Here is a 12,615-nt window from a genome sequence, read left to right as displayed (position 1 = left end):
GGTCAGTGTTGGTCAGTAAACTTTTGGGGTTCGCGCCCGCGCTTTCAATGCGTGCTGCGAGCCGAACCGTGGGCCCGGATCCAGGCCCGGGCGTTGTCCATGTCCCGCGCGATCTGGTCTTTCAGGGCCTCGACGGAATCAAATTTCTCTTCGTCCCGCAGACCGTGGCGGAAGACGACTTCCAGATGCTGGCCATAAAGTGTGCCAGCAAAGTCAAACAGGTGCACTTCCAGTGATGGCCGTTTGCCGTCCACCGTTGGCCGGACGCCGATATTAGCCACGCCATCGTAAACGCTGCCATCGTCTAGCCTGCCGCTCACCACGTAAACGCCGCGCAAGGCGGGCATGCGGTGCAACAGGATGTTGGCGGTGGGCGCGCCTATCTGTCGGCCCAGTTGGCGCCCGTAAACCACCCGACCCCGGATACGGTAGGGATGACCGAGCAGCACTTCCGCTTTTTCCAGGCCATTGACGGTGAGCTGGTCCCGCACCCGGGTACTGCTCACCCGTTTGCCATCCAGGGTCACGGTCCGGGTGTTCTCGACGGTGAAGCTTTCGTCCTTCCCGACCTTTTCCAACAATTCAAAGTCGCCGGCGCGATCGCAACCAAAACGGAAGTCGTCTCCAACCACCAGGTGGCGAACCCCGAGGCCTTCGATCAGGACGTCCTCGATAAAGCCCATGGCGGAATAACTGCGAAAGGCCTGATTGAACCGAAGGCACAGGACGATATCGATACCTTCGGCCAACAGGGCCTCGAACTTCTGGCGAAACCCCATCAAACGCGGGGGCGCCTCGTCGCCCTGGAAAAACTCGCGGGGCTGCGGTTCGAACACCATCACCAATGAAGGCACACCCAGCTCCCGGGCCTTGCTCCGGACCTGATCGATAATGGTCTTGTGGCCGAGGTGGACACCATCGAAGTTACCAATGGTTGCCACGCACCCCTGCGCCAACGGCGAATCCGCCCGGCGCGAGAGCAGCTTCAGGTTGGTCAGGCCTCGAATCAGACGCATGCAATGCGAACCTTCAGTTGCCAGCTGGCTTTCAACACTCCTGCGCGACAGGAGCACTGGTGAGAAAACGCGCGATTATACCTTACCTCTGGCGGAAATGTCTTACCCGGACACCCGCCACCGCCAGCGCGACGAAATACACCCCAACACCGGAACCTACGAGAATGGCCATGTCCCGCGCACGCACGAGGCCTCCGGCGGCGAGCCAGTCTGCCACCGGCGCCTTGAGCCAGAGGATCACGGCCGCCAACGCGACGTTGGCGAACAGCAGCCGGGCCAGGAACACCGGCCACCCCGGCTGGCTCTGCCAGGCGCCTTCCTTGCGCAGGCCACGCCAGAGCAGATAGCCATTGAGCCAGGCAGACAGCGAGGTCGCCAGCGCCAGCCCGGCGTGGGCCAGGGGCACGATCAACGCCAGGTTGAAGGCCATGTTGGCCACCATGGCGATGACCCCGATTTTCACCGGTGTGGCGGTGTCTTCCCGGGCGAAGAACCCCGGCGCCAGCACCTTGATCAGCATGAACGCCAGCAGGCCCGCTGAATAGGCCCGCAGGCTCTGGGCGGACATGGCGACATCCCGATCGGTCACCTCGCCGTAATGGAACAGGGTGGCAATCAGGGGTTCGGCCAGAAGCGCCAGGGCCAGGGCCGCCGGCAGGCCGATCAGCAGGACCGCCCGCACCGCCCAATCCAGGGTCGCCGCAAACTGGTCCGCGGAGGCGGCGGCGTGCTTGCGAGAAAGACTCGGCAGGATGACGGTGGCAATGGCGATCCCGAAAACGCCCAGGGGCAACTCGGACAGCCGGTCCGAGTAATAAAGCCAGGACACGCTGCCGGTCTGCAGGAACGACGCCAGTACGGTATCGAGCAGCAGGTTGATCTGGCTGACCGAAACCCCAAACAGAGCCGGCGCCATCAGCTTGAGAATCCGCCGCACCCCCTCGTGCCGGTAATCCACCTTCGGGCGGGGCATCAGCCCAAGCTGCATCAGGAAGGGCAACTGGAAGAACAGCTGCAGGGCACCGGCGATGAACACGCCCCAGGCCAGCGCCATGACCGGCTCGGACATTACCGGGGATAGCCAGATTGCCGCGCCGATCATCGCCAGGTTCAGGAGCACTGGCGTGAAGGCCGGCACCGCGAAGCGGTCGTAGCTGTTGAGGATGCCGCCTGCAAAGGCCGTTAACGAAATAAGCAGCAGATAAGGAAAGGTGATGCGGAGCATGTCGCTGGTCAGCGCGAACTTCACATCATCGTCATAGAAGCCCGGAGCAAACACCGCCGTCAGTACCGGCGAACCGAGCATGGCCACCAGGGTGACCCCCAGCAAAACCAGCCCAAGGGAACCGGAGACGGCATTGACCAGCCACTTCACCTCGGAAATGTCCTGAGTCTCCCGGTACGACGACAGCACCGGCACAAAGGCCTGGGAGAAGGCTCCCTCGGCAAACAGACGCCGCAGGAAATTGGGAATCTTGAACGCGACGAAGAAGGCATCTGCGCCGGCGCCCGCCCCAAAGTAACGGGCAATCACCATATCCCGGACCAGCCCCAGCACCCGGGACAGCATGGTCATTACCCCGACCACACCGGAGGAACGGAGCAATCCGGGGGCGGTGGATTCAGGGGTTTTCGGGGCAGAGGAATCCGGTTCCGACGACATTCTGGCTCTGTTCAGCTAAAGGGTCCGTTTATACCGGAAATTACGCACACGGGCGTAACGCCTGTACAGCTCCGGTCAGCGAGCGGCGAGTTTAGCACAGGGCCGCGACAACAGCGCATGAAATGGGTTTTAGTCTTGACATTTCGGGAGTTCAGCGGCATAGTTCCGCGTCATTTATTTCGACGCGCTGGTTGTTGGCGCGCCTGCGATGTACGAATTCATCATGAATTCACTCGAGTTCATTCAGTAACGAATTTCAGATTTTCAGGAGTTTTACGGTGGCAAATTCCCCGCAAGCCAAAAAGCGCGCTCGTCAGAACGAGAAGAACCGCAAGCACAACGCCAGCCTGCGTTCCATGGCGCGTACCTACATGAAAAAGGTCCAGGCCAAGATTGAAGCTGGCAACTACGAAGAAGCCCAGGCCGCTTTCCAGCAGGCACAGCCTGTTATGGACAGCATGGTCAACAAAGGCATCTTCGCCAAGAGCAAGGTAGCCCGTCACAAGGCCCGCCTGAATGCCAAGATCAAGGCCCTGAAGAGCGCGTAAGCGTTTTCCAGAGTTAAAAAAACCGGCTTTCGAGCCGGTTTTTTTGTGTCTGAATGAAAGCCAACGACTATAAAAATCAGATAATGACCAGATTGTCCCGGTGGATCATCTCCTCATCGGAGATGTAGCCAAGCACTTCGGTGATCCGCTGACTGGGACGGCCGGCAATAGCGCGCGCCTCGTCGGCGTCGTAATTCACCAGACCCCGAGCAACCTCCCGGCCGCTCTCATCGACACAGGACACCATCTCACCCCGCCGAAACTGACCACTGACACTCTTCACACCCACTGGCAGAAGGCTGCGACCGCCCAAACACAACACCCGGACCGCGCCCTCGTCAAGGGTCAGTTTGCCCCGGGTCTGCAGGTGCCCGGCAATCCACTGCTTGCGCGCGGCCACCCTGCCCTGCTCAGGTAACAGCAAAGTGCCAATCACATCGCCCTGGCGCAGACGGGTCATCACCCCCTCGATACGGCCGCCGACTATCACCGTGAAGGCACCGGAACGGGCTGCCAGCCGCGCGGCCCGCAGCTTGGTCTGCATACCGCCCCGGCCCAGAGCGCCGGCGCCACCACCGGCCATGGCATCCAGCTCATGGTCACTGGCTTTGCGCTCGGTGACCAGGCTGGCGTCCGCATGTTTGCGGGGATCCTTGTCGAAAAGGCCCAATTGGTCAGTGAGGATGATCAGGCCGTCCGCCTCGATCAGGTTTGCCACCAGGGCGCCGAGGTTGTCGTTGTCACCGAAACGGATTTCATCAGTGACCACGGTGTCGTTCTCGTTGACGACCGGAATAACGCCGACATCCAGTAAAGCCCGGAGTGTGCTGCGGCCGTTCAGGTACCGTTTGCGATCGGAGAGATCGTCGTGGGTAAGAAGGATCTGGGCAGTGTGGATATCGTGCCGCTTGAACTGTGCTTCCCAGGACTGCACCAGCCCCATTTGCCCGACCGCGGCAGCGGCTTGCAGCTCGTGCAGCTGATCCGGGCGTTTTACCCAGCCCAGCCGGCTCATACCCACCGCCACCGCGCCGGACGAAACAATAACCACCTCGACACCATCGGCAATCAGACCAGCGATCTGATCCACCCAGAGCTCCAGGGCCACCTCATCAAGCCCCTTGCCGTCATTGGTCAGCAGGGCACTTCCGATCTTGATGACCAGGCGGCGGGCCTGGCGCAACTGGGCACGTTCACTCATGATGCGTGAGTCAGTCTCTTGATGGTGTTATCGGTTTATTCCGGTGCGTACACGATTTCAACGTCGTAATCATCGTCGTCAAAATCGTCGTCATCGTCTTCGTCCTGCCTGGCGGCACGGCGAGCCTTGCGGTCCGCCTCAATCTTGGCCCGGGCCTCCTCATCCATCCGCTGACGGCGAGCAGCCTCTTCTTCGGCAAACTCCGGATTCTCTGCCTCTTCCTGGGCCTGATCCTCAATCCAGCGCATCACTGCCTGAACCAGGGGCTTGGTGCCCTCTCCGGTGATCGCCGAGATCCGGAACACAGGACCGTCCCAGCCAAGTTCGTCGATAATGGCCTGGCAATGGGCATCACGATCCTCTTCCGCGACCATGTCCACCTTGTTCAACACCAGCCAGCGCGGGCGATTGGCCAGGGTTTCACTGAACTTCTCCAGTTCGTGGGCGATGGCCCGGACTGCATCCGCCGGCGACGACCCGTCATAGGGGGCCACATCCACCAGGTGCAGTAACAGACGGGTGCGCACCAGGTGTTTCAGGAAGCGGATACCTAAGCCTGCCCCTTCTGCGGCACCTTCGATCAGCCCCGGAATATCCGCGATAACGAAGCTTTGATGGGCCTGAACACTGACCACCCCCAGATTCGGCACCAGCGTGGTAAACGGATAATCCGCCACTTTGGGCCGGGCAGCCGAAACCGAACGGATGAACGTGGACTTGCCGGCATTGGGCATCCCCAGCAGCCCGACATCCGCCAGCACCTTGAGCTCCAGGCGCAGATTACGAGCCTCGCCCTCGGAACCCTTGGTGGTCTGGCGCGGAGCGCGGTTGACCGAGGATTTGAACCGGGTGTTACCCAGGCCGTGGAAGCCAGCCTGAGCCACTTTCAGGCGCTGACCTTCATGGGTCAGATCACCCAGGACCTCATGGGTATCCATGTCCACAACGGTGGTACCTACCGGCACCGGCAGCACCAGGTCTTCACCCTTGGTGCCGGTACAGTTGCGACCGGATCCGGGCTCGCCGTTCTGGGCCTTGTATTTACGCTGGAAACGGTAATCGATCAGAGTGTTCAGTGATCCGTCCGCCTCCAGATAGACGGAGCCACCGTCCCCGCCGTCACCGCCGTCGGGGCCACCCTTGGGAACGTATTTCTCGCGCCGGAAGCTCAGGCAACCATGCCCGCCCTTGCCGGCCTCCACAATGATGGTGGCTTCATCTACAAATTTCATGATCAACCCTTTGCGCGTTGCGCATAAACTAAAAAGCCCCGCAGCCTCAAGGAAGCTTTGCGGGGCTCCGGATGGCTCTGACTTCTGACTATATCAGGAAATCAGAACCACCCAAGGTTCTGCAGAACCGGATCGCCGCTGCTTACGCAGCCGGAACGATGCTCACGAACTTGCGGCTCTGCGGGCCTTTGGTTTCGAACTTCACCTGACCTTCTGCTTTCGCAAACAGGGTGTGGTCCTTGCCAATGCCTACGTTGGAACCAGCGTGGAAACGGGTGCCACGCTGACGAACGATGATGCTGCCTGCAGATACGGTCTCACCGCCGAAGCGCTTCACACCAAGTCGTTTCGACTCGGAATCGCGACCGTTACGGGTACTACCTGCTGCCTTTTTATGAGCCATTACCAGCCTCCTTCTCTAGGGGGTAATTCGAGGGCTTAGCCCTGGATACCCGTGATCTTTACTTCAGTAAACCACTGACGGTGGCCCTGACGCTTCATGTGATGCTTACGACGACGGAACTTGATGATCTGAACCTTGTCGTGACGGCCGTGGCTGACCACTTCAGCGGTAACCTTGGCGCCGTCTACTACCGGAGCGCCAACTTTAACGTTGTCGCCGTCGGCTACCAGCAGAACACGATCGAAATCGACTGTGCCGCCGGTTTCAACTTCCAGCTTTTCCAGCTTCAGAGTTTCGCCTTCCTTTACACGGTGCTGCTTACCACCGCTAACAATAACTGCGTACATTCACTAGTCTCCGCGATTGACCCATCCCTGCTCTTATCCACCTGGTTCTAAGGGAAGCGCTCTGGCAACCCTATAGCAGGGAGCGCAGGTTGGGATGAGTTGGGCGCGTGATTGTACGGGAAGATGGGGATAGAGGCAAGTTGAACATGGGGTCAGATGAAGGCTTTCATCAGACCCCTGAGTCTGGCGCGGGATCGGATTGAAAGTGGGGTCAGAAGAAAGCTTTCTTCTGACCCCGTCTTCACCGCGTTAACGTTGACACCATACGCGGCAATACCTAGCATTGCGGCGACCTGCCCGAAATATCAACAGAAACACCAGCAAGGGACCCTCAAGCCCCATGACAGCCCAGCGTATCTACGACACCGTGGCGGATGACTTCAGCCGCGTCAATGACCTGATCATCCAGCGGCTTGCCTCGGACGTCCCCCTGGTGGAGAAAATCGCCCAATACATCATTGAAAGCGGCGGCAAACGGCTCAGGCCCCTACTGGTCCTGCTCTCCAGCCGCGCGCTGGGCTATGGCGCGGACGATCACCTCAAGCTCGCCGCCGTGATCGAGTTCCTGCATACCGCCACCCTGCTCCACGATGACGTGGTGGATACCTCTGACCTGCGCCGGGGCCGCAGCACCGCCAACGCCAAATGGGGCAATGCGCCGAGCGTTCTGGTCGGTGATTTCCTCTATGCCCGCGCGTTCGAGATGATGGTGGAGCTCAAAAGCCTCGCCATTATGGATGTGCTGTCCCACGCCACGGCGGTGATTGCCGAGGGCGAGGTGATGCAGCTGATGAACGTGAAAAACCCGGACCTGACCGAAGAGCAGTACATGAAGGTCATCCACAACAAGACCGCCATGCTGTTCGAGGCCGCCTCCCACACCGGCGCATTGCTGGCCGGCGCGGACGAACACCGTGAGAAGGCGCTCCGGGATTATGGCAAGCACCTGGGCCTGGCCTTCCAGCTGGTGGACGATGTGCTCGATTACCAGGGCGATGCCGAGGCCATGGGAAAGAATGTCGGCGACGACCTGGCCGAGGGCAAGACTACCCTGCCTCTGATTTATGCGATGGCCGATGGCAGTGATGAAGATCGGCAGCTGATTCGTCAGGCAATCCGTAAGGGCGGGCTGGATGATCTGCCGGCGATTCTCAAGATCGTGCGGGAGTCCGGTGCGATTGAGTACACCATGGCGAAGGCGCGGGAGCAGGCGGAGTTGGCGAGGGCTTGCCTGGATGGTCTGGAGGAGTCCGGGCACCGGGAGGCGCTGGAACTGTTGACCGAGGTTGCTGTTGCTCGGGTGAATTGATCTGAAGAAGGGGTCAGTGAACATGGGGTCAGATGAAGGCTTTCATCAGACCCCGGAGGTTAGACCCCTGGGGATCGGCATGAAATTGGGGTCAGATGAAAGCCTTCATCTGACCCCGTCTTAGGCCTCACTCTCCGAACTTATCCCGCCCGTGAGGCGCATCAAAGTCCAGCGCCGGCCCTACCGGCACAATCTGCGTCGGATTGATGGTGCGCTGGCTCACGTAGTAGTGCTGCTTGATCTGCCCGATATCTACCGTCTCCGCCACACCCGGAACCTGGTACAGGTCCCTCAGGTAACCGGAGAGGTTCGGGAATTCCCGGATCGGCTGACGATTACACTTGAAGTGGCTGTAATACACCGCATCAAACCGGATCAGGGTGGTGAACAGTCGCCAATCGGCTTCGGTCAACTGCTCCCCGACCAGGTAACGCTGCCGTGACAGTCGCTCCTCCAGCCAATCAAGGGATTCGAACAAGGCCCGGTAGGCCTCTTCGTACTTGTCCTGGGCAGTCGCAAAACCAGCCTTGTACACGCCGTTGTTGACGGTGTGATAAACCCTCTCGTTCACTTCATCAATTTCCGGCCGCAGTGATTCGGGGTAGAAATCCAGCTCCGCATCCACTCCCTCAAGACCGTTGAAGGCGGAATTGAACATCCGGATGATCTCGGCGGATTCGTTGCTGGCGATGGTTTCCCGCTCCTTGTCCCACAAGGTGGGCACGGTCACCCGACCGGTGTAATCCGGGGCTGCCTTGGTGTAGACCTCGTGCATGAACCGGAAGTTATACAGGTGATCCTTGTGCTGATCATCATCGGGCCGGAACTCCCAGCCGTTCTCCACCATATCCGGGTGAACCACGGACACGGAGATGTGCTTCTCCAGCCCCTTGAGCTTGCGGAAGATCAGGGTCCGGTGCGCCCAGGGGCAAGCCATCGAGACATAGAGGTGATACCGGCCGCTCTCTGCCTTGAAACCACCATCACCACTGGGACCGGGTGATCCGTCTGCCGTCACCCAGTTCCGGAACCGGGCCGCTTCACGCTCGAATTTTCCGCCGGTCTTGGCGGTGTCGTACCACTTGTCCTGCCATTTGCCGTCAACCAGAAGACCCATCGTCAACTCCTTCACAATAATTTGTAAGGAAGAATAAAGCCCCGCCTGCTACCCTCTCAAACAAGCATTTCTGGCCAACAACCTCAGATATTTCGAACATGCATACAGCCATCACCATAGACGCCCTGAAAGTTCTTGATGCCATTGACCGCAAGGGCAGTTTTGCCGGTGCCGCAGCGGAACTGTTCCGGGTACCGTCGGCGATCAGCTACACGGTCCAGAAACTGGAAGAGGACCTGGACGTTGATATCTACGACCGCAGCGGTCATCGGGCCATTCTGACCCCGGCCGGCCGCTACCTGCTCGAGGAAGGCCGCGCCCTGCTGGAAGCCGCCGAGAACCTCGCCCACACCACCAAGCAGGTGGCCCAGGGCTGGGAAACCCGGCTTAAGATCGGCTTCAATTCGTTGCTGCCGGCACAGTGCCTGTTTTCGGCTATCCGGGACTTCCATGCGCTGGACGTTCCTGTGGACGTCCAGGTTGTCGAGGAAGTCTTTGCCGGTGCCTGGGATGCGCTACAGAGTCGTCGGGTGGATCTGGTGGTGGGGGCCGATCATTTCAGCAAACCGGCAGGCAACTTTACCACCATGATTCTGGGCGAGATGGAGTTCGTGTTCGCCGTGGCCGCCAGCCACCCGCTAGCAGGCGCCACAGAACCACTGTCGGAAGAGGACATTTCCGATTACCCGGCCGCTGTGGCCGCCGACACATCCCGGTCCTTGCCTCCCGGCCACGCCGGTATATTCCACCGCCAGCGCACGCTGACAGTGGCCAATATCGACCAGAAGATTGCCATCCAGGAGTCCGGGCTCGGAGTGGGCTGGTTACCCAAGGCCCGTATCCATAGCCAGCTTGAGGCCGGCACCCTGGTCGAGAAGGTTGTTCACGAACCTCGCCAGCCGATCGTGCTGCACCTGGCCCGCCATGCCGAGGACCAGGGCAAGGCGCTGATGTGGTTCTGGGACCGATTGCAGGACGACGCGGACATTCAGTCCTGGCTCAGGGAGTGAATGAGGGGTCAGAAGAAGGCTTTCTTCAGGCCCCGGGGTGGCCGCGGGGATGGGAATTAAGAAGGGGTCAGAAGAAGGTTTTCTTCAGACCCCGAGGGGTGGCCCCGAGACGGGCGAGCGACAGACTCCCCAGTCAACCGGATTGATCGCCCATTCGTTTATACTGCGGGAAAACACGCTGAAGGGAGTCCCATGATGCGGCAGCTGTCGGAACTTGATGCCTCGTTCCTGTACCTGGAATCGGAAACTGCACCCATGCACATTGGCGGGGTCTACCTGTTCGATGCCAGCAACCGGAACGAGCCGCTGCCGTTCAGCACCTTTGTCGCCTATCTGCGCAGCCGCCTGCATGTGGTTCCTGTCTTCCGCCAACGTCTGAAGGAGATTCCGCTGCGGCTCGGTCGGCCCTACTGGATCGATGATCCGGATTTCAGCATCGAGCGTCACCTGGCCTATGTGAACCTGGCGGAGCATAGTCATCAGTCGGATTTGATGGCGCTGGCTTCGAAGATTCTGGAGGAGCCGCTGAAGCGGGATCGGCCGCTTTGGCATATTACTTTTGTGGATGGGTTTACCCTTGGAGAAGAACGAGGGGGCAGGGATGAAAATGGGGTCAGAAGAACAAGTTCTTCAGACCCCGGGGGCGACCGCGAGGGCGAGAGTGGACTAGGGGTCAGAAGAACGAGTTCTTCAGATCCCGTGGGAGATGACCGCGAGGGCGAGGGTGAACATGGGGTCAGAAGAAAGCTTTCTTCTGACCCCGGCTTGGAGGGCGGGCACCAGGGCTCGGGCGGAAACAGGGGCTTTGCCCTGATCGTCAAGCTCCACCACGCCGCCATTGACGCGTTCAGCGGCGAGGAGATCATCGGCAAGCTGCTGGAATATACGCCGGAACCCCGGCCCATAACGCCGCCGCGGCCCTGGCAGCCGTGCCCGGAGCCGTCGGAGGAGCGGGTCATGCTGCAGGCGGGGGCTAATCTGCTGCGCACCCCGCTGCAGGTAACCTCCCTGGCGATGACGGCCGCCGAAGCGACCGCGCGGGGCGTGATCCAGAAGCAATTACGCAAACTGCCTTTACCCTTGCCCCTGTTTTCCGCACCCCACAGCCCGTTCAATCGCCAGATCACCGCCAACCGGCAGATTGTGGCCACCACGGTTGATCTCTCCAGGCTGAAGGCCATCAAGGCCACCCTGGGAGACGTCACCCTGAACGACGTGGTGCTGGGGCTGTGCGCGGAGACTCTGCGCCGGTACCTGGTCACCCAGCAGGCGGATACTGACCGCTCCCTGGTAGCCATGACGCCGATCTCGGTCCGCTCCAGCAGTCTGCGCCGGGCCACCGGCAACCAGATGTCTGCCATGTTGCTGGATCTGGCCACCAACGAGCCGGATCCGGCCAAACGCATCCGCCAGATCCACTGGAACGCGGTCGCGTCCGAACCTTACCGTGAGGCCATTGCCGCCGACCGGCTCACCGAACTCCTCCCCTCAACGATGCTAGCCCTGTCCGCCCGACTGTACTCGGAACTGCAGATCGCCCAGCGCTATCAACCGGTGTTCAACCTGCCGATCACCAATGTCCCCGGCCCCCAGGTCCCGCTTTATCTGCAGGGGGCGCGGCTGGTGCGCCAGTACAACACGGCGCCACTGTTCGACAGCATGGGACTGGTCATCGTGGCCGTGAGTTACCAGGGCAAACTGACCCTGAATTTCACCCTGTGCCCGGACGTGGTGGCGGACGGCATGTCATTCCCGGATCTGGTCGAGGAGAGTCTGGCGAGTATCGAGTCAAATGCCCCGAATGTGGAGCCGGCAGAAAGCGGGGATGCACCCCGGGAGGTGGCGGGTCAGAGCCTGACAGATGAGGCCCTGACCCTTCTGGAAGGTGTCTTGCGCAAGACCCTCAAGCGATTCCGGGCCTGACCGGTCTTGCGCGGAGGGCAGTTTATTCGAACGCCCAGCGCAGGAAAGCGCGCTTCTCTTCCTCACTGGCCGTGGCCCAGACCGACTTGAGCTGCTCCAGCGCCGTGCCGGTGGCGGCAGCGCCGGAACCTTCGGCGCTCGCGCCCGTGACCGGAGTGCGGGCTGCCACACTCTGCCGGGGATCCCAGTCACTGGAGCTTGCCACTTCCTGGCCGCTATCACTGACAATCACCGCCGAGAAGGTCTCGATCATCTGCTCGGCCTCCGCACGGGTGGCGGGCTTTTCAAAATCAAAACGATAGACCGCCCCGGGATTGGCATCAAAACGGACAACCTGAGGTTCGCTCTCGACGACGTGAACCTTGGATTCACCATTCTCGACCACATCGGACCGCGCCCAGATGGTCTTGTAGGTAAACACAACCTCGTTCTGGCCCGGCAGCAGGGCAAAATCGAGGGCCAGATCGTCCATCATGAAATTGGTGACTGACTTGCCGTTCACCCTGCTGACCTGGATTTCCCCCGGCGCCTTGAGGGTGGCGGCCTCAGCGGCGTTCGCAGGCTCCCCGTCCCAGGTTTCCACCCGACTGATGCTGGAGGCACATCCGGCCAGGGCAAGCACAAGCATGCCAGCCAACAAAGACTTGCACACGGCAGTTACACGACTGATTCTCATGAAATCTCCTTGATATCACAGGCAAAGGAAGGGCGCTGAGGTCCGCACTCGACGCCCTGCATTCTGCCCCTCAGCCATTGCAAGCGCAAGACAGTCTCAAGGTGAGCAACCGGGCCTGGAAATCCAGTTTTGGGACCGGCCCCGTAAAAATGTAAAAAAATGTTGAATTT

General features: G+C 60.3%; 12 protein-coding genes. 4 read left to right on the top strand and 8 right to left on the bottom strand.

Features of this window, described 5'->3' with window-relative positions; all coding sequences use genetic code 11:
* Nucleotides 1-44: 44 nt before the first annotated feature.
* Nucleotides 45-1,016, bottom strand: coding sequence for a bifunctional riboflavin kinase/FAD synthetase (ribF, locus tag BM254_RS15480; RefSeq protein ID WP_092005747.1), 972 nt, complete (start codon nucleotides 1,014-1,016; stop codon nucleotides 45-47).
* 82 nt (nucleotides 1,017-1,098) lie between these two features.
* The gene (gene murJ, locus BM254_RS15475) at nucleotides 1,099-2,679 is read right to left on the bottom strand and encodes a murein biosynthesis integral membrane protein MurJ (RefSeq protein WP_092005744.1); all 1,581 of its coding nucleotides are present in this window, start codon (nucleotides 2,677-2,679) and stop codon (nucleotides 1,099-1,101) included.
* Between the two features lie 278 nt (nucleotides 2,680-2,957).
* Here murJ and rpsT point away from each other — a divergent pair, with 278 nt between their 5' ends.
* Nucleotides 2,958-3,227 carry a 30S ribosomal protein S20 gene (rpsT, locus tag BM254_RS15470; protein ID WP_092005741.1) on the top strand — a complete coding sequence of 90 codons (270 nt, stop codon included), beginning with the start codon at nucleotides 2,958-2,960 and terminating at the stop codon, nucleotides 3,225-3,227.
* Between the two features lie 76 nt (nucleotides 3,228-3,303).
* Here the strand turns inward: rpsT and proB are convergent, their stop codons facing one another.
* From proB to rplU, 4 genes are all read right to left on the bottom strand, one after another.
* Entirely contained in the window at nucleotides 3,304-4,428 is a 1,125-nt protein-coding gene (proB, locus tag BM254_RS15465) for a glutamate 5-kinase (protein WP_092005739.1), read from the bottom strand.
* Nucleotides 4,429-4,463: 35 nt separating this feature from the next.
* Nucleotides 4,464-5,660 (bottom strand): Obg family GTPase CgtA, encoded by a 1,197-nt coding sequence (gene cgtA, locus BM254_RS15460; RefSeq protein ID WP_092005736.1) that lies wholly within the window; start codon nucleotides 5,658-5,660, stop codon nucleotides 4,464-4,466.
* Between the two features lie 142 nt (nucleotides 5,661-5,802).
* Complete coding sequence (rpmA, locus tag BM254_RS15455) at nucleotides 5,803-6,063, bottom strand: 50S ribosomal protein L27 (RefSeq protein ID WP_092005733.1); 261 nt, start codon at nucleotides 6,061-6,063, stop codon at nucleotides 5,803-5,805.
* Nucleotides 6,064-6,098: 35 nt separating this feature from the next.
* Complete coding sequence (rplU, locus tag BM254_RS15450; RefSeq protein WP_092005730.1) at nucleotides 6,099-6,410, bottom strand: 50S ribosomal protein L21; 312 nt, start codon at nucleotides 6,408-6,410, stop codon at nucleotides 6,099-6,101.
* A gap of 340 nt (nucleotides 6,411-6,750) precedes the next feature.
* Between rplU and ispB the strand changes: the two genes are divergently transcribed.
* Nucleotides 6,751-7,719 carry an octaprenyl diphosphate synthase gene (ispB, locus tag BM254_RS15445; protein WP_092005727.1) on the top strand — a complete coding sequence of 323 codons (969 nt, stop codon included), beginning with the start codon at nucleotides 6,751-6,753 and terminating at the stop codon, nucleotides 7,717-7,719.
* Nucleotides 7,720-7,846: 127 nt separating this feature from the next.
* On the opposite strand, the gene BM254_RS15440 is transcribed toward ispB, so the two are convergent.
* Nucleotides 7,847-8,836, bottom strand: a complete 990-nt coding sequence (locus tag BM254_RS15440) for a glutathione S-transferase family protein (RefSeq protein WP_092005724.1) — start codon at nucleotides 8,834-8,836, stop codon at nucleotides 7,847-7,849.
* Nucleotides 8,837-8,934: 98 nt separating this feature from the next.
* Here BM254_RS15440 and BM254_RS15435 point away from each other — a divergent pair, with 98 nt between their 5' ends.
* Together BM254_RS15435 and BM254_RS17915 are read left to right on the top strand one after the other, a co-directional pair.
* Nucleotides 8,935-9,846 carry a LysR substrate-binding domain-containing protein gene (locus BM254_RS15435; protein ID WP_092005721.1) on the top strand — a complete coding sequence of 304 codons (912 nt, stop codon included), beginning with the start codon at nucleotides 8,935-8,937 and terminating at the stop codon, nucleotides 9,844-9,846.
* 195 nt (nucleotides 9,847-10,041) lie between these two features.
* Nucleotides 10,042-11,769, top strand: a complete 1,728-nt coding sequence (locus tag BM254_RS17915; protein ID WP_245777458.1) for a wax ester/triacylglycerol synthase domain-containing protein — start codon at nucleotides 10,042-10,044, stop codon at nucleotides 11,767-11,769.
* Nucleotides 11,770-11,791: 22 nt separating this feature from the next.
* Here BM254_RS17915 and BM254_RS15420 read toward each other — a convergent pair whose 3' ends face one another.
* Entirely contained in the window at nucleotides 11,792-12,445 is a 654-nt protein-coding gene (locus BM254_RS15420) for a DUF2057 family protein (protein ID WP_175497286.1), read from the bottom strand.
* Nucleotides 12,446-12,615 lie beyond the last annotated feature (170 nt).

This window comes from Marinobacter pelagius (genome assembly GCF_900114925.1).
GTDB lineage: Bacteria > Pseudomonadota > Gammaproteobacteria > Pseudomonadales > Oleiphilaceae > Marinobacter > Marinobacter pelagius.
The sequence above is the reverse complement of the archived record's forward strand: the minus strand, read 5'-3'. Positions and strand labels throughout refer to the sequence as shown.